19 protein-coding genes are annotated in these 19,097 nt (G+C 65.0%); 7 read left to right on the top strand and 12 right to left on the bottom strand.

Annotated elements, in window-relative coordinates; translation table 11 throughout:
- Positions 1 to 109: 109 nt before the first annotated feature.
- Complete coding sequence (locus tag P8Y39_01300) at positions 110 to 1,828, bottom strand: response regulator (GenBank protein MEJ2190971.1); 1,719 nt, start codon at positions 1,826 to 1,828, stop codon at positions 110 to 112.
- Complete coding sequence (locus tag P8Y39_01295; GenBank protein MEJ2190970.1) at positions 1,821 to 4,160, bottom strand: MASE3 domain-containing protein; 2,340 nt, start codon at positions 4,158 to 4,160, stop codon at positions 1,821 to 1,823. The genes P8Y39_01300 and P8Y39_01295 overlap by 8 nt, the downstream gene beginning before the upstream one ends.
- 159 nt (positions 4,161 to 4,319) lie before the next feature.
- On the opposite strand from P8Y39_01295, the gene P8Y39_01290 reads away from it, so the two are divergent.
- Genes P8Y39_01290 through P8Y39_01280 form a run of 3 tightly spaced genes read left to right on the top strand, consistent with a single transcriptional unit; the run spans position 4,320 to position 6,124 of the window.
- Positions 4,320 to 5,264, top strand: coding sequence for a hypothetical protein (locus tag P8Y39_01290; GenBank protein MEJ2190969.1), 945 nt, complete (start codon positions 4,320 to 4,322; stop codon positions 5,262 to 5,264).
- On the top strand, positions 5,255 to 5,452 hold the full coding sequence (locus P8Y39_01285; protein MEJ2190968.1) for a ferredoxin: 198 nt from the start codon (positions 5,255 to 5,257) through the stop codon (positions 5,450 to 5,452). The genes P8Y39_01290 and P8Y39_01285 overlap by 10 nt, the downstream gene beginning before the upstream one ends.
- Positions 5,453 to 6,124, top strand: a complete 672-nt coding sequence (locus tag P8Y39_01280) for a hypothetical protein (GenBank protein ID MEJ2190967.1) — start codon at positions 5,453 to 5,455, stop codon at positions 6,122 to 6,124.
- On the opposite strand, the gene dapA is transcribed toward P8Y39_01280, so the two are convergent.
- From dapA to lysA, 3 genes are read right to left on the bottom strand one after another with little or no spacing between them, the layout of a single operon-like run.
- Complete coding sequence (gene dapA / locus P8Y39_01275) at positions 6,109 to 6,984, bottom strand: 4-hydroxy-tetrahydrodipicolinate synthase (protein ID MEJ2190966.1); 876 nt, start codon at positions 6,982 to 6,984, stop codon at positions 6,109 to 6,111. The genes P8Y39_01280 and dapA overlap by 16 nt on opposite strands.
- The gene (dapF, locus tag P8Y39_01270; GenBank protein MEJ2190965.1) at positions 6,977 to 7,807 is read right to left on the bottom strand and encodes a diaminopimelate epimerase; all 831 of its coding nucleotides are present in this window, start codon (positions 7,805 to 7,807) and stop codon (positions 6,977 to 6,979) included. Before dapF ends, dapA begins: the two co-directional genes overlap by 8 nt.
- A gap of 6 nt (positions 7,808 to 7,813) precedes the next feature.
- Positions 7,814 to 9,070: a diaminopimelate decarboxylase gene (gene lysA / locus P8Y39_01265; GenBank protein MEJ2190964.1), complete on the bottom strand. Its 1,257-nt coding sequence runs from the start codon at positions 9,068 to 9,070 to the stop codon at positions 7,814 to 7,816.
- Between the two features lie 269 nt (positions 9,071 to 9,339).
- On the opposite strand from lysA, the gene P8Y39_01260 reads away from it, so the two are divergent.
- Positions 9,340 to 9,858, top strand: coding sequence for a hypothetical protein (locus P8Y39_01260; protein MEJ2190963.1), 519 nt, complete (start codon positions 9,340 to 9,342; stop codon positions 9,856 to 9,858).
- On the opposite strand, the gene fabD is transcribed toward P8Y39_01260, so the two are convergent.
- The 6 genes from fabD to mdh all read right to left on the bottom strand — a co-directional run bounded on the left by fabD (position 9,855) and on the right by mdh (position 15,650).
- Entirely contained in the window at positions 9,855 to 10,784 is a 930-nt protein-coding gene (fabD, locus tag P8Y39_01255; GenBank protein ID MEJ2190962.1) for an ACP S-malonyltransferase, read from the bottom strand. The two genes, P8Y39_01260 and fabD, sit on opposite strands and share 4 nt — an antisense overlap.
- Positions 10,781 to 11,977 carry an FAD-binding protein gene (locus P8Y39_01250; GenBank protein ID MEJ2190961.1) on the bottom strand — a complete coding sequence of 399 codons (1,197 nt, stop codon included), beginning with the start codon at positions 11,975 to 11,977 and terminating at the stop codon, positions 10,781 to 10,783. The genes fabD and P8Y39_01250 overlap by 4 nt, the downstream gene beginning before the upstream one ends.
- On the bottom strand, positions 11,968 to 12,750 hold the full coding sequence (locus P8Y39_01245) for an electron transfer flavoprotein subunit beta/FixA family protein (GenBank protein ID MEJ2190960.1): 783 nt from the start codon (positions 12,748 to 12,750) through the stop codon (positions 11,968 to 11,970). The genes P8Y39_01250 and P8Y39_01245 overlap by 10 nt, the downstream gene beginning before the upstream one ends.
- 290 nt (positions 12,751 to 13,040) lie before the next feature.
- A complete protein-coding gene (locus P8Y39_01240; GenBank protein ID MEJ2190959.1) occupies positions 13,041 to 14,201 on the bottom strand; it encodes an acyl-CoA dehydrogenase family protein in 1,161 nt (386 codons plus the stop codon).
- A 21-nt stretch (positions 14,202 to 14,222) separates the two neighbouring features.
- Positions 14,223 to 14,642, bottom strand: coding sequence for a nucleoside-diphosphate kinase (gene ndk / locus P8Y39_01235; GenBank protein MEJ2190958.1), 420 nt, complete (start codon positions 14,640 to 14,642; stop codon positions 14,223 to 14,225).
- Positions 14,643 to 14,720: 78 nt separating this feature from the next.
- A complete protein-coding gene (mdh, locus tag P8Y39_01230; GenBank protein ID MEJ2190957.1) occupies positions 14,721 to 15,650 on the bottom strand; it encodes a malate dehydrogenase in 930 nt (309 codons plus the stop codon).
- Positions 15,651 to 15,800: 150 nt separating this feature from the next.
- Between mdh and P8Y39_01225 the strand changes: the two genes are divergently transcribed.
- Genes P8Y39_01225 through P8Y39_01215 form a run of 3 tightly spaced genes read left to right on the top strand, consistent with a single transcriptional unit; the run spans position 15,801 to position 18,763 of the window.
- The gene (locus P8Y39_01225) at positions 15,801 to 16,421 is read left to right on the top strand and encodes a penicillin-binding protein activator LpoB (protein ID MEJ2190956.1); all 621 of its coding nucleotides are present in this window, start codon (positions 15,801 to 15,803) and stop codon (positions 16,419 to 16,421) included.
- 28 nt (positions 16,422 to 16,449) lie between these two features.
- Positions 16,450 to 17,763, top strand: a complete 1,314-nt coding sequence (locus tag P8Y39_01220) for a hypothetical protein (GenBank protein MEJ2190955.1) — start codon at positions 16,450 to 16,452, stop codon at positions 17,761 to 17,763.
- A 13-nt stretch (positions 17,764 to 17,776) separates the two neighbouring features.
- Positions 17,777 to 18,763 carry an LPP20 family lipoprotein gene (locus P8Y39_01215; GenBank protein ID MEJ2190954.1) on the top strand — a complete coding sequence of 329 codons (987 nt, stop codon included), beginning with the start codon at positions 17,777 to 17,779 and terminating at the stop codon, positions 18,761 to 18,763.
- A gap of 29 nt (positions 18,764 to 18,792) precedes the next feature.
- Here P8Y39_01215 and P8Y39_01210 read toward each other — a convergent pair.
- On the bottom strand, positions 18,793 to 19,097 hold a 305-nt coding region (locus P8Y39_01210; GenBank protein MEJ2190953.1), incomplete at its 5' end, for a hypothetical protein.

The raw sequence follows: 19,097 nt of genomic DNA, 5'->3' as shown, positions 1-19,097 counted from the left end.
GCCGTTTCCTTCGTTCATACTCCTTATGTTACATCCCATACAGGAAGAGTACAACCATGAATTGTGCATGTCAAGAGGGGAAATGAGGCGGGCCGCGTGAAGCGGCGGATTACCCTCGGAAGGCGGCGTCTTTGGCCAGAAACGTACCGGCGGGGAAGGTGAGAACGAAAGTGGTCCCGGCCCCGGTCTCGACCGTGAGGGTTCCGCCCAGTTGCCGGGAAAGAAGGCCGACGAGCTCAAGCCCCATGGAATCGCTCTTCATGGGGTCCAACCCGGAAGGCAACCCCACCCCATCGTCGGCCACCGTGAGGGTGCAGGCTCCGTCGGAGTTCCTCCGGAGCGAAATTCTTATCTCGCCCCGGCCTTCCGGGAACGCGTGCTTGAAGGCGTTGGCGATAAGCTCGTTGAGGATGAGCCCGCAGGGGATCATCCTCTCCAGGTCGAGGGCCACGTCCTCGATATCCAGGGTGAGCTTCACGCTCCCGGGGTCGACCCGGTAGGAGGAGAAGAGCTGCCGGGCCAGGGACGCGATATACTCGGGGAACCCGATGCTCTGCAGGTCTCCGGAGCGGTACAGCTTCTCGTGAATCAGGCTCATGGCCCGCACCCTGTCCTGGCTGCCCCGGAGAAGCTCCCGGGAGGCCGAGTCCGAAAGGTGCCGGGACTGAAACCTGAGCAGGCTGTAGATGGTGAGGAAATTGTTCTTCACCCGGTGGTGGATTTCCTTGATGAGAAGCTCTTTTTCCCTGAGGGACGCCCTCAACTCTTTTTCCATCTTCTTCTGGGCGGTGATATCCCGGACGAAGGCGTACATGCGGCGGCCGCCGGCCTCCGGAAGGTAGGTCACGCTGACGTCCACGTCCACCACCGTGCCGTCCTTGCGCCTGTGCCGGGTCTCGAATCGGTCCCCGCCCGTGCTGATGATGTCCCTCAGGTGGCGCTCCGTCTCCCCGGGCGTCTCTATTGCCTCGAGGTCTCTGATGCGCATCCCCTGGAGTTCCTCCCGGCTGAAGCCGGTCAGGCGGCTGTACGCGTCGTTGGTCTCCAGGACCGTGCCTTCCGCATCCACCACAAGGAAGCCGTCCATGGAGGTGCGGATGACCGTGTGGTAGCGCTCCTCGGCCTGGCGGCGCAGGCGTTCGCCCTCCCTCAGGGAGAGGACGTAGCGTATGGAGGCCCAGAGGAGGCCCGAGGAGAGGCTGCGCTTGGGCAGATAGTCCGAGGCCCCCGCGCGCATCACGGAGACGGCCAGCTCCTCGTCGCCGGCCCCCGTGAGGAAGATGACCGGAACGTCGATGTCCCTGGCCTTGATGTCCAGCAGGAGGTCCAGCCCGTGGCGCTCCCCCAGGCTGTAGTCCAGGACGCAGACGTCGAAGGAGTCGTCTTTGAGGAGCGAGAGGGCTTCCTCGTACAAAGGGGTGGTCCGCAGCTGGAAAGCCGCATCGCTCTTCCCCTCCTCCAGGAGGTCCCTGACGAGGTTCACCCCGAGGTCATAGCTCCTGAGCACGTCCTCCTCCGTGCCGGAGGTGGTGAGCACGATGACCGGGATGGACCGGAGGGAAGGGTCTTTCTTAATCTCTTCCAGGGCCTCCCTGCCGTCCTTCCGGGGCATGTTCAGGTCCAGGAGGATGACGCCGGGGCGAGGCGCACGTCTCTGCTCGGCGTACTGCCCGCGCCTCCGGAGATAGTCCATCAGCTCCTCGCCGTCCTTCACCCACTCTGTGCGGTTGACGAGGCGGCCGTCCTCCAGGGCCTCCCTGACGAGCATGAAGTCGTCTTCGTCGTCCTCGGCGATGAGCAGGATGACGGGCTCCTTGCGGTCATCCATGCGCCGGCTCCTTGTCCTCTTCCCGCGCGATGGGCATGTGTACGAAGAAGGTGGCCCCCTCGCCCGGTCTGCTCCGGGCGGTTATCCGGCCGCCGTGCCTTTCCAGGATTTTCTTGCAGATGGAAAGGCCCATACCGCTGCCTTCGTACTGCCCCCTGCCGTGCAGGCGCTGGAAGGGGCGGAATATGCGGTCGGCGTATTTCTCGTCAAAGCCGATGCCGTTGTCCGCGACCGTGACGACGGCGTGGCCGTCCTCGATTGTCGCGCCTATTTTAACACGGGGCCGGACGCCCCGGCGATGGAACTTCAGGGCGTTGGTGAGAAGGTTCTGCAGAAGCTGCCTCATCTGCACGGCGTCGGCCTGCACGCGGGGAAGGTCCCCCAGTTGCACCTCCGCGCCCGTCCGGCTGATGTGCTCCTCCAGGTCCGAGAGCACGCCCACCGCCACCCCGTGCAGGTCCACGGGCCCGAAGGGCCGGGCCTTTGTGGTAACCCGCGAAAGACGGAGGAGGTCGTTGATGAGCTGCTGCATCCTCTCGCTGGCCCGGAGCATTCTGTCCAGATAGTCCCGGCCCTTCTCGTCCAAAGCTTCTTCATACCTCTCCCGGAGCCTTCCGCCGAAGGCCACCACCTTCCTCAAGGGCTCCTGCAGGTCGTGGGAGGCGATGTAGGCGAAGTCCTCGAGTTCCCGGTTGCTCTGCTTGAGTCTCTCGGAGTAAGACTGAAGCTCCTCGGCGTATTCCCTCAAGGCCTCCTGCGCCAGCTTGTGCGCCGTCACGTCTTCGAAGAGGGTGGCGAACTTCCCCGGTGCCGGGCTGTAAGCCGTCACCGCGTACCACCTGCCCAGCTTCTCGGCATACCGCTCGAAGCGGGCCTCCTGCCCTGTGAGGGCCACCGTCCCGTAGCTGTCTATCCAGTCGGCGGGCTCGTTCTCGATGCCGGGCATGACCTCGGTGACCCGCCTGCCCACGACGTCCCTCCTCCTCAGGCCCGTGAGCTTCTCGAATGCTCCGTTGACCTCCAGGAACACGTAGTCCACCGGCTTTCCGGCCTGGTCGGTGACGATTTCGTGGAAGGCGAAGCCGTCGGTCATGTTCTCGAAAAGGGACCGGTACTTGGCCTCGCTCTTCTCCAGGGCCTCTTCGGCCTCCTTAACCTCGCTGATGTCTCGCCCGCTGGAGCGGATTCCTCTGTATCGGCCTTGTGCATCGTATATGGGCTGCCAGGAGGCCGACACCCAGCGGAGCGTGCCGTCCTTGTGCCTGACCCGGAACTGGACGTTGTTGGCCGATGTCTTGAGGGTAATCGCGCTCCGAAGCTCCCGGCCCAGCCGGAGCCTGTCTTCTTTCTGGACGATGGGCAGGGGGTAGCCCTGCATGGAAAGGCACTCGGCGGTGCCGTAGCCCGTCATTCTCTGCACTGCGGGGTTCACCCAGAGGAGCCTTCCGTCCGGCGCGAGCCAGCTTTCCCAGTCGTACGTGTAGTCCGCGATGGCCCTGAAGCGTTCCTCTCCCTCGCGGCGCTCCTGCTCGCTCCGGGCCAGGTCCCTGTAAAGGAGCTCATAGGGTTCTTCCAGGCCCGTCTTGATGAGGGCCACGTAGACCAGGACGAAGGACAGGAGCTTGAAGTAGTGCCCTATGAGGTTGGAGAGCCCGTAGACGTTTATGTAGAAGGTGAAGGCGAGCTCCGCGCCCACGGTAAGGAATATGGAGGCCGAGAGGAGTTGGAACACGCGGGGCTCGAACTCCTTGCGCCGCCCGTACAGGGCGCCGAAGGCGCCGAGGAGAACGGCCGATATAAGGTACTCGCTCGTCTTCTTGAAAGGCGTAAGCCCGGAGCCTTCTACGTAGCAAACCGGAAAGAGACCCCCGAAAACCGCCGCGAGCAGGACCGCGGTGAGGACGGCGTATGCGCCCAGGATACGGCCGGGTCTCAGGCGGCGTCCGAGGAAAAGGGGAGCAGCCAAAAGGGAGAGGCTTTCGGTGTAGCGGCTTGCAATCCATAGCTGGGTAGCCAGGTTGGAGCCGCCCCCGGGGAAGACCCCCATCCCCTTGTAGGCCAGCGTATGAACGAGGTCCAGGGAGCCGACGGCAAGGTAGGTGATTCCGACAAAGAGAAGATATTTGTTCTGAAGAACGCGGCGGGTGTTCCAGGCGACGATGAAGACCCCGGCGGCCACCACGACGCTGAAAAGCTCGGCCAGGCTGTGAAAAAGCAGATAGCTTACATGGCTGGTCAGATACAGTCCCGCCAGGACAAGCACCAGGAGAAGGACGCCAACCCGTCCGAACGAGAGGAAATGGGACTTCTCGCTCCTATGGTTTCCCGACATGCCGAAAGCCTCCCCACGTATTATACAATTTTGTCACGGCCGTAATGGGCACATGCTTGAGCGGAAGTACGGGGCAACCCATGGATGCAAGCCCGTCACATTCCTTTCCGGAGCGCCGGCCTGTGGAGGCCGGGGGCTTTGTGATACAATTTCAGGATTATGAAGCGCTACGAGCCGGTCTCTCTCAAGGACATCAAGACCTATCCGCTTTCCAGGCGCAAGAGCAAGGTGGTCCTCGGAGACCTGGCCACGCCCCACGAAAAAGGGGGCTCCTTCAGGGAGTTTCTCGACAAGCTCCCGCCGGTCCTCGGGGCGGCCTCGCTCCGGAAGGTGGTCCGGAGCATCCTTGAGGCCAGGCAGGCGGGGCGTCCCGTTATCCTGGCCATGGGGGCGCATCCCATCAAGGTGGGCCTTTCCCCGCTCATCATAGACCTCATGGAAAGGGGAATCGTCACCGCCCTGGCCGGAAACGGGGCCTGCATCATCCACGATTTCGAGCTCGCCTTCGCGGGCACCACCTCCGAGGACGTGGCCGAGGCCCTTCTGACCGGGGCCTTCGGCATGGCCGAGGAGACGGGCCGCATGGTCAACGAGGCCATCGTGGAAGGCGTGCAGAAGGGCCTGGGCATCGGCGAGAGCATGGGGGAGTTCATAAACCGGAGCGACCTTCCGGGCAAACATCTGAGCGTTTTCGGCGCGGCTCGGCGCCTGGGGCTCCCCGCCACCGTGCACGTCACCATGGGGGCGGACATCATCCACATGCACCCGCACGTCTCGGGCGCGGCCACCGGGGAGGGCAGCCTCAGGGACTTCCGCCTCCTGGCCGCGGTGGTGGCGGACCTGGAGGGCGGCGTGCATATCAACATGGGCTCGGCCGTGGTGATGCCCGAGGTCTTTCTGAAGGCCCTGTCCGTGGCCCGCAACCTGGGAAACACCGTGCAGAGCATCACCACCGTGAACATGGACTTCATCCAGCAGTACCGGGGGAGGGAGAACGTCCTCAGGCGCCCCACCCTGGGGGGCGGCGCCTCCTACGCCCTCACCGGACATCACGAGATACTCTTTCCGCTGCTGGCCGCGGCCCTCGCGGAGGAATGGTCGTGAACGTTGTCATCGACGAGGAGACCTGCATCGGCTGCGGCAACTGCGCCGATATCTGCCCGGCCGTCTTCTTCCTCGATGAGGACCTCGGAAAGGCCCGCGTCCTGGACCCCGACGCCTGCGAGTATGCGGGCTGTTGCGAGGCCGCCGCAGAGAACTGCCCGGTTGAGGCCATAACCGTGGAGGAATAAGTGAACCTGGAACCTCTCCTCAAGGAAGCCTGGACCCTCATCAAGAGGAATTACACCATCACGCTGCCCACCATCTTTTCCATCTTCGTGGTCTCTTTCCTGGCTCTGGGCATCATCGGGTCGCCCGAGGACGCCTCCGGCATCGCCCTGGTGAGCTTCCTGAGCGGGGTCATCAGCCTGTACGCGCACGGGGTCACCCTCGTCATGGCCGATGAGGCCCTTGTGTCGGGCTCCACCTCCCTGCGTACGGCGGGCCGGGCGGCGGGAAGGTTTTTCCTGCCCTTCGCCCTGGCCTCGGTCATCATCTCCGTCGTGGTGGGGCTGGGCCTGGCGCTTTTTCTCGTGCCGGGGCTCATCGCCGCCTATTTTCTGATGTTTGCGATGACCGCCGTGGCGGTGGACGGGGCGGGCGCGCTTACGGCCCTCTCCAGGAGCTACCGGGTGGTGCGGGGAAGCGCGCGGGAGGCATTCGTCCTGTTCGTCTTCCTGTTCGTGGCGGCCCTGGCCTTCGGGCTTTTGAACCTGGTACTGAGCGTCATCCCGGTGGTGGGCCAGTTGGCGGGCGTGATTCTGTCGGGCATCTTCGGCGGCGGCGCCGCGGTCCTTCTGGTCAGGACCTACAGGGACCTCACCGCCGCCGCGAGGCACCCGTCCTCTCAGATGAGCTTGTAGTCCTTCAGAACTTTCCTGAGCTTCTTCTTGTTCTCCTCGGACATGGGGCAGAGGGGCAGCCGGAACTCTTCCTTTATCTTTCCCATCATGGCCAGGGCCGTCTTGACCGGCTGGGGGTTGGTCTCCAGGAACATGGCGTAGTTCAGAGGGTCCAGCCGGTAGTGGATGTCCCGCGCCGCGGCCGCCTCGGCGGCCTTCCAGGCCTCCCACATGCGGGCCGATTCCCGGGGCGCGACGTTGGCCGTCACGGAGATGGTCCCCTTGCCCCCGAGGGCGTAGAGGGGGAAGGTCGTGAAGTCGTCCCCAGAGAAGACGCTTATCCGGTCGCCGCAGAGGCGCATGAGCTGGCTGACCTGCTTCATGTCCGCCGAGGCTTCCTTGATTCCCACGATGTTTTTTATCTCGGCCAGCCGGGCCACCGTGGCCGGAAGGAGGTTGACGGCCGTCCTTCCCGGCACGTTATAGAGCACCAGGGGGAACCCCTTGACCGCCCGGGCGAGAGCGTCGTAGTGCCTGTAGAGGCCCTCCTGGGTGGGCTTGTTGTAGTAGGGGGCCACAAGAAGGGCTCCGTCGGCGCCGTCCTTCTTGGCCTTGAGAGTCAGGTCTATGGCCTCGGCCGTGGAGTTCGCCCCCGTGCCGGCAATGACCGGGACGCGGCCCTTGACCACCTGCACGGTGAGGCTGACGACCCTGGCGTGCTCCTCGAAGTCCAGGGTGGCCGACTCCCCGGTCGTGCCGCAGGGCACGATGGCGTGGGAGCCCTCGGCCAGGTGCCACTCTATGAGGTTGCCCAGCGCCTTCTCGTCCACCTTTCCGCCCTTGAAGGGCGTCACGATGGGTACCATGGAACCCTCAAACATCGCGTCCTCCTTCATCCGTTATGTCCCCCTGAAAAACCTCCTCCGCGGGCCCGGTCATGAAGACCCTGCCCTCCGCATGCCACTCTATGAGAAGGTCGCCACCGGCCAGATGCACGGTCACCTTCCTTCCGGTCAGCCCCCTGAGGGCGGAGGCCACTGCGGAGGCCGACGCACCCGTGCCGCAGGCCATGGTCTCCCCCGCCCCGCGCTCCCAGACGCGCATCCGTATCTCCTCAGAGTTTACCACTTCCACGAACTCCACGTTCGTCCTTCCGGGGAAGAAGGGGTGGTTCTCCACCCGGGGACCCACGGTGTTTACGGGATAGGCTGCCACGTCCTGAACGAAAACGACCGCATGGGGGTTTCCCATGGAAACGCAGGTTATCGGGAGGCTCCGCCCGTCAAGCGAAAGGGGATAATCGACGACCCTTCCGTCGTGGGCGACGGGGATGTCCCTGCCCTCAAGGACGGGCTGGCCCATGTCCACCCGCACCAGGTCCCCCGTCCGCTCCGGACGGATGATGCCCGCCGGGGTCTCTATCTCGAGGACGCTTTTTGCGCTCAGGCCCCTGTCCCAGATGTACCTGGCAAGGCAGCGGATGCCGTTGCCGCACATCTCCACCTCCGAGCCGTCGGCGTTGAAGATGCGCATCCCGAAGTCCCCCCGCCCCGGGTCCACCAGGACGAGCATCTGGTCCGCCCCCACCCCGAACCTCCGGCGGCAGAGCCTCCGGGCCAGCTCCCCCAGGCCCCCCGTCTCCTGCCCCCGGCGGTCCAGGAGGACGAAGTCGTTGCCCAGGGCCTGCATCTTGACGAACGTCATTGCTCTTTATCCAAGGCCGGCGGGGATGCGCTCCCCCCGGATGATGTCGTCGTAGGTTTCTCTCGCGCGGATGAGGAAGTGCCGGTTTCCCCTGACCATCACTTCGGCCGCCCGGGGACGGGAGTTGTAGTTGCTGCTCATGGTAAATCCGTAGGCGCCCGCGCTCATCACGGCCAGAAGGTCCCCCCGGCTTACGCGGGGCAACTCCCGGTCACGGGCCAGAAAGTCCCCCGTCTCGCAGATGGGCCCCACCACGTCGGCCAGGGCCCGCCTGGCCCGTGTCTTCCTGACGGGGAGAATTTCGTGGTAGGCACCGTAGAGGGTCGGCCGCATGAGGTCGTTCATCCCGCCGTCGACGACGAAAAAGGTCTTCTCGGCCCCCTCTTTCACGTACAGGGTGCGCGTCAGCAGCACCCCGGCGTTGCCGGCGATGGAGCGGCCGGGCTCGGCCACGAGGGTGATGTCCCGTCCCCTGAGAAGGGGCAGGATTCTTGCGGCCAGCTCCCGGGGCGCCGGGGTCTTCTCTCCCATGTAGGGGATGCCCAGCCCCCCGCCGATGTCTATGTGGGTAAGGGAAAGCCCGGCCTCCCTCAGGCGGTCCACAAGCAGAAGGACCCTCTTCAAGGCGTCCACAAAGGGAGAGAGCTGCGTAATCTGGGAGCCGATGTGCTTGTGCACACCCATCACCCTGACGTGCTTAAGCCCCGAGGCCAGCCTGTAGAACTCCAGCGCGTCCTCCATGGGGATGCCGAACTTGTGCGTCCTCAAGCCCGTGGAGATGTAGGGGTGCGTGCCGGGGTCGATATCGGGGTTGACCCGGAGGGCGATGGGCGCTTTCTTGCGCATGAGGGCGGCGACCCGGTTTATCTCACCGAGCTCCTCCTCCGACTCGATGTTGAACATGAGGATGCCGGCCTTCAAGGCGGCCCGTATCTCGGCCTCCGTCTTCCCCACGCCCGCGTAGACGACCTTTCGGGGGTCGATGCCCGCCCTGAGGGCCCGGAAGAGCTCTCCGCCGGAGACCACGTCGGCCCCCGCGCCGTGCCTGCCCAGAACATTCAGGACGGCCAGGCTGGAGTTGGCCTTCACGGCGAAGCACGTGATGTGCTCAACTCCCTTGAAGGCCTCCTCGTACGCGGCGAGATGCCGGAGCAGGGTGCCCCGGCTGTAGACGTAAAGGGGGGTCCCGTATCGCTCCGCCAGGTCGCGGAGTGGGACGTCCTCGGCATGGAGCTCGCCCTTCCTATAGCGGAAAAGGTGCATGAAGATGATTATTTTTGCATACTTTTCTCGTCCCTGTCAAAAATACTCCCTCGTGAAGCTTGCAGGACCGCATCGGCTGCCACGTCCCGGCCAAGGAGACCGACTGGGTCCACGTGGAGGGATACCCCACGCTCCGGAAATAGGCGTCGCCTCTCCCCGACGATGAAAGGGACGGCCATGGCCGTCCCTTTCATTTTTCGAGGCGCCCCGTGTGAAAATCCGTTCTCTCACGTATAATAAACCTCGATTTCAAACCGAAGGAGGACGGAGTGAAACGTTCGACCCTCGCATTCATAACATTGCTCGTCGGAATCGCCATCGGTGTCGCCGGCGTTCTGCTTGCGCCCCGGTACCTCGAGCCCTATATGCCGAGCATCATCAAGAGCAAGGGCCAGGACATCGAGGGCAGGGTGACGGCCAAGGAAAAGGAGCATGACAAGCTCCTCGTCACGGTCCTCACCGAGCAGGGGGCCGTCCTGGTGACCTTCACGAAGAAGGTCCCGGAGATAAACCTTCTGGTGAATGAGGGCGACCGCGTCACCCTGTCGTTGCCCGGCTACAAGCCCTTCGTGCAAGACCCGTCCATCGTGAGGGTAAGAAAGGGCGAGAAGGCGGAAAAGGAGACGCCGCAGGCCCTGGAGCAACCCGCCCTGAAAGAGAGGCCCGCCGGGGAAACGCCCTCCGCAGGTGAGCAGGCAAAACCGGCGAAGCAGCCGGACGAAAAGAAGCAGGGCGAGCCGGGGGAGGGAACAAAGCCGGCCAAGGAGCCGGCGACGGGGTCTTTCTAGGGAGCCAGAGCGGACAGCGTGCTTGCCAGGCTCTCCCGGTCTTCCACTCCCAGGGCGCGGGCTTCGGGTGCGCACCGCCTTACCAGACCGGCCAGCACCTTTCCCGGGCCGGCCTCTACGAAAGTCTCCACGCCCGAGCGGGCCATGAGGCCCACAGACTCTTCCCAAAGGACCGGGCCTTTGAGCTGCCTGACGAGGGCGTCCTTTATCTCCTGCACGGAGCCCATCACCCGGGCGTCGGCGTTGCCGACCACGGGGACGGAGGGTTCCCGCATCGGCACCTCCCGGAGATGCTCCGCGAGCCTCTCGGCCGCGGGCTCCATGAGGCGCGAGTGGGAGGGCACGCTTACGGCCAGTGCCAGGGCGCGCTTGGCCCCGGCTTCCTTCAGGCGCTCGACCGCCTCCTCCACGGCCGGGCGCTCTCCGGAGATGACTATCTGCCCCGGGCAGTTGTAGTTGGCCGGGGCCACGTAGCCCGAGGCCACGGAGCGGCAGACCTCTTGCACCCTGGCCCGCTCAAGCCCCAGGACCGCCGCCATCAGCCCCTTGCCCTCGGGGACCGCCTCCTGCATGAGCCTGCCCCGGAGCTCCGTGGCCCGGAGGGCGTGAGCCAGGGGCAGGGCCCCTGCCGCGACCAGGGCGGTGTACTCCCCCAGGCTGTGTCCGGCCATCATGTCGGCCCTGACGCCCCGGGAGGCCAAGGCGAGATAGGAGGCCATGGAGGCCGCAAGAAGGCAGGGCTGCGTCCGCTCGGTCCTGTTCAGCTCCTCCTCCGGCCCCTCGAAGCTCAGGCGGGCAACGTCGTAACCCAGGGCCTCGGAGGCCTTCTCGTAGAGCCGTTTTACCTCGTCTAACCCCTCGTGCAGGTCCCGGCCCATGCCCACTTTCTGGGAGCCCTGGCCGGGGAAGACGAAGGCCAGCTTCACTGCGCCCGGGCCTCCTTTATCTTCTTGATGAGGGCGGGGACCACCTCGAAGACGTCGCCCACGATGCCGTATGTCGCCACGGTGAAAATGGGGGCCTCGGGATTTTTGTTGACGGCGATGATGATGTCGGAGGACTGCATCCCCACCAGGTGCTGCACGGCGCCGGAGATGCCGCAGGCGATGTATATCCTGGGACAGACGGTCTTTCCGGTCTGTCCCACCTGGTGGCGGTAGGGTATCCACCCCTCGTCCACGGCGGCCCGCGAAGCGCCCACCGAGCCGCCCAGAAGGTCGGCCAGCTCCTTGAGCATCGCAAAACCCTTCTGGCCCACCCCGCGCCCTCCGGAGACGATGACCTCGGCCTCCTGGAGGTTGACGGCGCTCTCGGCCACCTCCTTGACCACCTCAAGCACCGAGGTGCGGGCCGGGGGGAGCACAAGCTCTTCCTTCACTATCTCGCCGCTTCTGGAGTCGTCCCTCGGCAGGGGCTTCATGACCCGGGGCCGCACGGTGGCTATCTGGGGCCTTCTGCCGGGGCAGGCGATGGTGGCCATGATGTTTCCGCCAAAGGCCGGCCGCGTCTGAAGGAGGTTCCTTCTGCCATCCTCCAGGTCCACGTCAAGCCCGGTGCAGTCGGCCGTAAGGCCGGCCCAGAGGCGCGCGGCCACCCGGGGCAGAAAGGAGCGGCCGATGGGGGTGGCCCCCGCCAGGACCACTTCGGGCTTGTGCTTTTCGATGAGCGAGGCAAGTGCCCCCGCGTAGGACTCGTCGTTGAAATGCTCCAGGGAGGGGTCCGCACAGTGGTGGACCCGGTCGGCCCCGTGGGAGATGAGCCCCCGGGCCTGGGCCTCCGATGCCCCGAGAAGGACCGCCGAGAGCTCCACCCGGAGGGCGTCGGCCAGGGAGCGGCCCGCCCCCAGAAGCTCGTAAGCCACCGGGGCCACCTTGCCCTCCCGCTGCTCGGCGAAGACCCACACCCCCCGATACTCCGCAAGCTGTGCTTCGTCCTTCGGGGCCTCGTCCTCGGTCTCGAATATCGCCCCTTCGGGGCAGGTCTCCAGGCAGGCCCGGCAGCTCTGGCAGTACTCGTTGATGAGGGCCCTGCCCTCGGTCATCTCTATGGCGTCGAAGGGGCAGGAGGCCAGGCAGCTCTCGCACCCCGTGCATTTTTCCTTGTTGACGATTACAGGCATTTCAGCTCCAGGAGCTTCTCCACCACCTTTTGGGCCTGCTCCTCCGGGGAGCCCTCGAGCATCTCCCTGTCGGCTCGGGCCTCGGGGGCGAATATCCTCCTCACCTGGGTGGGTGAACCGCCGAGCCCCAGCCGGGCCTCCTCGGCGCCGACGTCCGCCGCGCTCCAGTGCGCAATCTCGGCCTTCTTGGCCGCCATTTTCCCCTTGAGCGACGGAAGACGGGGCTCGTTCAGCTCCTTCACCACGGTCAGGAGCGCCGGCAGCCGGGCCTCCACGACGTCGTGCCCCTCGTCCATGAGCCTCTGCACCCGTATGGCGGAGTCCGTCACTTCTTCTATCCTGCGGACATACGACACGTGCGGGATATCCAGCATCTCGGCCATCTCCGGGCCCACCTGGGCGGTGTCGCCGTCAATGGCCTGCTTGCCGCAGACGATGAGGTCCGCCCCGAGCTTCTTCACCGCCCTGGAGAGGGCGTAGGAGGTGGCCCAGGTGTCGGAGCCCGCGAAGGCCTTGTCGGTGAGAAGGACCGCCTTGTCCGCCCCCATGGCGATGGCATCCCGAAGGGCCTGCTCCGCCTGGGGAGGCCCCATGGTAAGGACCGTCACCGTGGCTCCGCGCTCCTCCTTGAGCCTTACGGCCGCCTCCAGGGCGTGCATGTCGTAGGGGTTTATGATGCTCGGCACCCCTTCCCTCATCAGGGTGCCCGTCTCGGGGTTTATCCGCACCTCCGCCGCGTCCGGAACCTGTTTGATGCAGACGACGATATTCATCGGCCTCGCTGTCTCCATGAATTAGCCCGGATGCACTCCCCGGGCTGTCCGCGCACCGTCCGGCCCTGCCAGGGGGCCCGCGCGTGAGGGATGTTCGGGCGGCACGCCCCTCCCCTCCCCTGAAGTGAAAATTATACGCCTTCCCCCCAAACGAAGTAAAGGGCACCAGTGCCCCTTTACAAACACCATTGCAACGTTTTTTAAGGTATCGGTGTCTCTGGCGCCAGCGGGCACTGGCGGCCCCCTTCACGGCATCTGAGTGAAAAGGGCGCTGGCGCCCCTGGTGCCCCTTATTTTCCCTTGGCGGCGGCTTCCTTGATGAGGGCCTGGCCGATGACGTTGCGCTGTATCTGGTTGGTGCCTTCGTATATCTGCAGTATCTTGGCGTCCCGCATCATCTTCTCCACGGGGTACTCCCGCATGTAGCCAGACCCTCCCATGACCTGCACGGCGTCGGTGGTCACCCGCATGCCGACGTCGGTGGCGAAGAGCTTGGCCTGGGCCGACGCTTTGGAGACGTCCTTGGCCCCGCTGTCGATGTATTTGGCCGCCGCGTAGACCAGGGCCCGGGCCGCCTCCACCTGGGTGGCCATGTCGGCCAGCATGTGCTGGACGGCCTGAAAGCCTATGACGGGCTGGCCGAACTGCACCCTCTGGCGGGCGAACTGTATGGCCTCGTCCAGCGCGCCCTGGGCCACGCCCACCCCCTGGGCCCCCACGCCGGGGCGGGAGTGGTCCAGGGTCTTCATGGCCACGATGAAGCCCATGCCCTCCCGGCCCAGGATGTTGTCCCTGGGGATGCGGCAGTTCTCGAAGACGAGCTCCCGGGTGGCCGAGCACCTGATGCCCATCTTCTTCTCCTTCTTTCCGAAGGTGAACCCTGGGGTGTCCTTCTCCACGACGAACGCACTGGCGCCCCGGGCGCCCTTGGCCCGGTCGGTTATGGCGATGATAGTGTAGATTTCGGCCTCTCCGCCGTTGGTTATCCACTGCTTGGTGCCGTTGAGCACGTACTCGTCGCCCTCAAGCCTGGCGGTGGTCTGCACGCCCGCCGCGTCGCTGCCCGCCCCTGCCTCCGTCAGGCCGAAGGCCACCAGCCTCTTGCCGGAGGCCACGTCCGGGAGATATTTCTTCTTCTGCTCCTCCGAGCCGTAAAGCAGGATGGGGTAGGTCCCCAGGGCGTTGGCCGCGTAGGAGGTGGAGACCCCCAGGCAGGCCGCCGAGAGCTCTTCGACGGCCAGGCAGAGCTCGAAGCCCCCCTTGCCCAGGCCGCCGTACTCCTCGGGGATGAACAGCCCGAAGAGGTCCGACTGGGCCAGGGTCTTCATGATGTCCCAGGGGAACTCTTCCGTCTCGTCCAGCTCCTGTCTCACGGGGACCACCTTCTCCCGGGCTATCTGCCGGGCCAGGTCCCGTATCATCGTCTGTTCTTCGTCGAGGAAATAATCCATGGCCTCTTCCTCCGTGCCCTCTCAGTCCATTATCTCGACGGACGAGAAGAAATAGGGTATCTCAAAGTCGGCGCTTTCGGTGGAGTCCGACCCGTGGACGATGTTTCTTTCTATGTTGTCGGCGAAGTCCGCCCGGATGGTGCCGGGGGCCGCCTTCTTGGGGTCCGTGGCCCCCATGGCCTCGCGCACTTTGGCTATGGCGCCGTCTCCTTCCACGGCCATGACCACGATGGGTCCCTCGGAGAGGAAATCCGTAAGCTCCCCGTAGAAGGGCTTGTCCCTGTGGACGGCATAGAACCCTCCGGCCTGCTCCTTGCTCACCGTGAGCATCTTGAGGGCCTTGACCGAGAGGCCCCGCTTCTCGAAGCGCGCGATAACCTCGCCTATGAGGTTCTTCCGGACCCCGTCGGGCTTGACGATGCTCAGCGTTCTCTCCGCCATTGCTCCTCCTGTATTATTCCACGCATTAAACAGCCGGCATGATAACGCCGATGACCGGCTTCTTCAAGGCTTCGATGTCTATGCCGCAGCGAGTTTATCCACCAGCTCGCGCACCGCGCGCGCCGATGCGTGGAGGCCCGTCTTCTCCTCCCCGGCAAGCTCGAGCTCCACCACCCGTTCAAGCCCCCCTCCGGCCAGCACCGCCGGGACCCCCGCGAAGACGTCCGCAATGCCGTATTCTCCCCTGAGGAGGACGGAGCAGGGCATCATGCGCCTCTCGTCCAGGAGCACGGCTTCCGCCATCTCGTATGCCCCGGCCGCAGGGGCATAGTAGGCGCTGCCGGTCTTCAGATGGGCCACGACCTCCGCTCCGCCGTTCCGGGTCCGCTCGATGAGGGCATCCACCCGGGCCGGGGGGAGAAGCTCCGTCACGGGCACGCCCTTCACCGTGGTGAACCGGGGCAGGGGGACCATCTGGTCGCCGTGCCCCCCCAGGACGAGGGCCTCCACGTCCCGCGCCGAGACGCCGAGCTCCCAGGCCACGAAAGTCCGCAGGCGCGCGGCGTCCAGCGCCCCGCCCATGCCCAGCACCCTTTCCCGGGGAAAGCCCGAGACGCTCCAGGCAAGCTGGGCCATGGCGTCCATGGGGTTTGTGACCACGATGAGGACGGCTCCGGGGGAGTGCCTGGCCGCCTCCGCCGTCACGGTGCGCACCACGTCGGCGTTGGCCCCGAGGAGGTCGTCCCGGGACATGCCGGGCTTCCGGGGGATGCCCGCCGTGACGATTACCAGGTGGGAGCCGGCCGTCTCGGCGTAATCGTCGGTGCCCGTCACGCGCGCCGAGGATCCCCAGAGGGCGCAGGCCTGGGACATGTCCAGGGCCTTCCCCCGGGCAATGCCCGGGGCCGCGTCGCACAGGACCACGTCGGCCAGTCCCCCGCGGGCGATGTTCTCCCCCAGGGATGCGCCCACGTTTCCTGCGCCTATGACGGTGACTTTTCTTTTCATCGGGATGACGCCCTCGAAAGAAGGAAGAACAATTATAAACCACGGGGTGACGAATGGCAACACGGCGCTCAGGCGTTCTCTGGAAAGTCCTTCCTGCTTGCTGGTAAACTGGGGTGGAGGGCGCATGCAAGCTATGGAAGGAGGACTCTCATGAGAAAGACGCGTGGGGCCGTGCTTCTTCTTGCCGGGCTTCTCCTGGCCGGATTTTTCCTGGTCGGTTTGGCGGGCTGCGGCAAGACCGTAAAGAGGGTGGAGACCAGTGACGTCATCGACCTCAGCGGGCGCTGGAACGACACCGACAGCCGCCTGGTCGCCGAGGAGATGGTCCAGGATGCCCTGAGCCGTCCGTGGCTGGAGGACTTCAGGGACGCCCGCGGCGCGAGGCCCGTGGTCATCGTGGGCACCGTCCGAAACAGGAGCACCGAGCACATCAATACCCAGACGTTCGTCAAGGACCTGGAGCGCTCTCTGCTGAACTCCGGCCGGGTGGACTTCGTCGCCAGCCGCATCGAGCGGGAGGAAATCCGCGAGGAGAGAAAGGACCAAGCCGTCTACTCCTCCGAGGAGACGGCGAAGGAGCACGGACGGGAGATAGGCGCCGACTTCATGCTCCAGGGCTCCATCAACACCATCGAGGACCGCGAGGGCGGCAAGATGGTGCGCTTCTACCAGGTGAACCTGGAGCTCGTCAACCTCGAGACCAACCGGAAGGCCTGGATCGGGGAGAAGCAGATAAAGAAGTTCATCTCGCGAAGCAGGCTGGGCCCGTAAAAAACATTCCGGACACGGGGTCACCGTCATGAGACGCAGGGGGTACGCGCTCTCCCTTGTGCTGGTCCTCCTTCTGGCCGGCTGCGGGAGCGGGGTCGATTACAAGAAGCTCGCCTCCAGGATGTCCGCCGGCGACTGTGCCGCGGCCACCCGGTGTGTGCAGAAAGCGGAGGAGTACGGCCGGAACCAGCAGCTCCTGCACCTGATGGACGCCGCCGCGGTCAACATGTACTGCGGCCGCTACGCCGAGAGCAACGACTTCCTCCATCTGGCCGACCAGTACGCGGAGGACCTCTGGACCAAGAGCCTGACCGCAGAGACCGCGGCCTTTCTTCTGAACGACTATACCATCCCTTACAGCGGCGAGGACTTCGAGCGCGCCCTCATCAACATGCTCTCCGCCGTCAACTACGCGGTCCTTTCCAACTACGAGGACGCCCTGGTGGAGTGCCGCCGCCTGAACAACAAGCTCGAGTTTTATAACAGCAAGTACGAGGACAAGAAGAACGCCTACAAGGAAGACGCCTTCGGCCGGTACCTCAGCGGCACCATCTACGAGGCGGAAGACCCCGGGAGCCTGGAGGGCCTCGACAACGCCTTCATCGATTACCACAAGGCCATGGATGCCTTCAAAGATTATCAGTCCCAGTACGGCACGCCCGTACCGCAGGTCTTTCTGGAGGACTACCTGCGGGTGGCCGAGGCCACGGGAAGGCTCGACGAGGCCCTCGAGTCCCCGGAGGCCCCGGTCACATGGGCCTCTCAGGAGAGCGTGAGGGAGATGGGGCGGCTCGTCCTCATCCACCTGAACGGGCGCGCCCCGGTAAAGGAGCAGGACAAGGTTCTCGTGCCCACCCCCCGGGGGCCCATCACCCTGGCCTTTCCCCGCTTTGTGGTGTGGCCGTCGGCGTGCAGGGGGAGCGCCCTGGTTGCCCGGTCCGCGGCGGGCCGGGAGTTCCGGGCGGAGACGGAGCTGGTGGAGGACATCAATGCCATCGCCCTGAGGAACCTGGAGGACCGCAGGGGCAGGGTCGTCTTGAAGACCCTGGCCCGGGCCGCGGCCAAGCAGGCAGCCATAGAGGGCATCTCCCGCCAGATGGGCAGCCGGGAGGCACAGGCCGCCGCGCGGCTGGGGCTCAACCTTTTGAACCTGGTGGTGGAGCGGGCCGACACCCGCTCCTGGAGGACCCTGCCCGGGGAGATTTTCTTCACCCGGATGTTCGTGCCGCCGGGGAGCTACGCCCTGCGGGCCGAGCTGTGCGAGGGGAGAAGCAGGGACCTGGGGACGGTGCGCGTGGGGCCGGGGGAGACAAGGTTTCTTCTCCTTGATACGATTTTCTGAAGAGGCCTCTCCCGTGAAAAGAAGAAAACGCGTTCTTATACTTGCCCTGGGCATCCTGATGGCCCTTCCGGGGTGCGCTCCCTCCGGCGGGGAGGTCCGCCAGAGGCCTTCCGCGATGAAGGCATACCCTCCGGAGCGGTACCTCGCCGCCCAGGCCGAGGGGGCCAGCCAAGAGGAGGCCAAGAGGCGCGCCCTGGCGGAGCTTTCCCGCGTCTTTGACTCCCGGGTGCGAAGCGAGACCATGGACAGGATGGGCTCGGTGGTCAGGGACGGGCTGGAGGAGTTCCGGCAGGAGGTGACCTCCTGGGTGCGGGTGACGTCGGACGTGCGGCTCAAGGGGGCCAGGATAGCCGCCTCATGGGAGGAAGACGGCCGGTACGGGGCGCTGGCCGTCCTCGAGAAGCAGAAGGCCAGGGAGGAGTTCCTCGACCGTATCCGGGCCCTGGACGGCCGGGTGCAGGGAAGCCTGGCCGCCCTGAGCGGCACGGAGAGCCGGCTCATGCGCTACAGGACCCTCAAGGAGGTCAGCCGCCTCTGGGTCGAAAGGACGGTAAACCGGAGCAGGCTCACCGTGCTGGGATACGGGACGCCTGGCGCGCCCTATGACATCGAGGGCGTATTCCGGCACCTGCGGAGCATCAAGGCCGGGATGCCCGTGTACGTGGAAACGACGGGCGAGGAGGCCGGGCATCTCAGGGAGAGCCTGGTCGCGGCCCTCGGAGAGGAAGGCTTTCCGGTCGCCACCGAGAGGGAAAGGGCCTCCGTCGTCCTGACGGGCCGTCTCGATGTGCAGGGGGTGGGCATCGAGCATCCGGAGTGGCAGTACGCCCGGGCGACGGCCGTCGTCTCGGTGCTGGATGCCGAGGCGGGCCTGGTGCTGGGGGAGGTGACGGAATCCGTCAGGGCCACCCACCTGACGGCGCGGGAGGCCCGGCAGAGGGCCGCCCGAAGGGCCGCCGCCCGGGTAACCGCGAAGCTCATGGATTTCCTCGAGCAATAGGGGTTGCGGGCCGTGTTGAGAGCCTCGTATTAGATTGATTCATTTGTGACAATCACGCGTTTTCTTGTGAAGGTTCTCTTTTCATCTCCCGATGAGGCACCCAGGCTGATATAACCCCTCCATTTCCTTCGGACATGGATATCGGGGTACACTTCTATGAAAACCGTATCGCCTCTGGATAGACGAACGGGGGGATTGAATATGCCATCCTTGCCGCCTTTTTTGTCGTCGATCCACGTCACTTGAGAGAAATATTTTTCTTGAGGGAGATGAGCTTCCTTGATTGAAATTATGTCTCCAGGTACGTCCGTGGCCTGCCCGAGTGGTTTCTTTT

It is taken from the genome of Nitrospirota bacterium, assembly GCA_037386965.1.
Lineage (GTDB): Bacteria > Nitrospirota > Thermodesulfovibrionia > Thermodesulfovibrionales > JdFR-86 > JARRLN01.
The sequence above is the reverse complement of the archived record's forward strand: the minus strand, read 5'-3'. Positions and strand labels throughout refer to the sequence as shown.

What these genes read in the sequence shown, in the direction of transcription:
- P8Y39_01300 (MEJ2190971.1), bottom strand. Translation starts at nt 1,828, where the DNA reads ATGGATGACCGCAAGGAGCCCGTCATCCTGCTCATCGCCGAGGACGAC.
- P8Y39_01295 (MEJ2190970.1), bottom strand. Translation starts at nt 4,160, where the DNA reads ATGTCGGGAAACCATAGGAGCGAGAAGTCCCATTTCCTCTCGTTCGGA.
- P8Y39_01290 (MEJ2190969.1), top strand. Translation starts at nt 4,320, where the DNA reads ATGAAGCGCTACGAGCCGGTCTCTCTCAAGGACATCAAGACCTATCCG.
- P8Y39_01285 (MEJ2190968.1), top strand. Translation starts at nt 5,255, where the DNA reads ATGGTCGTGAACGTTGTCATCGACGAGGAGACCTGCATCGGCTGCGGC.
- dapA (MEJ2190966.1), bottom strand. Translation starts at nt 6,984, where the DNA reads ATGTTTGAGGGTTCCATGGTACCCATCGTGACGCCCTTCAAGGGCGGA.
- dapF (MEJ2190965.1), bottom strand. Translation starts at nt 7,807, where the DNA reads ATGACGTTCGTCAAGATGCAGGCCCTGGGCAACGACTTCGTCCTCCTG.
- lysA (MEJ2190964.1), bottom strand. Translation starts at nt 9,070, where the DNA reads ATGCACCTTTTCCGCTATAGGAAGGGCGAGCTCCATGCCGAGGACGTC.
- P8Y39_01250 (MEJ2190961.1), bottom strand. Translation starts at nt 11,977, where the DNA reads ATGCCTGTAATCGTCAACAAGGAAAAATGCACGGGGTGCGAGAGCTGC.
- P8Y39_01245 (MEJ2190960.1), bottom strand. Translation starts at nt 12,750, where the DNA reads ATGAATATCGTCGTCTGCATCAAACAGGTTCCGGACGCGGCGGAGGTG.
- P8Y39_01240 (MEJ2190959.1), bottom strand. Translation starts at nt 14,201, where the DNA reads ATGGATTATTTCCTCGACGAAGAACAGACGATGATACGGGACCTGGCC.
- ndk (MEJ2190958.1), bottom strand. Translation starts at nt 14,642, where the DNA reads ATGGCGGAGAGAACGCTGAGCATCGTCAAGCCCGACGGGGTCCGGAAG.
- mdh (MEJ2190957.1), bottom strand. Translation starts at nt 15,650, where the DNA reads ATGAAAAGAAAAGTCACCGTCATAGGCGCAGGAAACGTGGGCGCATCC.
- P8Y39_01225 (MEJ2190956.1), top strand. Translation starts at nt 15,801, where the DNA reads ATGAGAAAGACGCGTGGGGCCGTGCTTCTTCTTGCCGGGCTTCTCCTG.
- P8Y39_01220 (MEJ2190955.1), top strand. Translation starts at nt 16,450, where the DNA reads ATGAGACGCAGGGGGTACGCGCTCTCCCTTGTGCTGGTCCTCCTTCTG.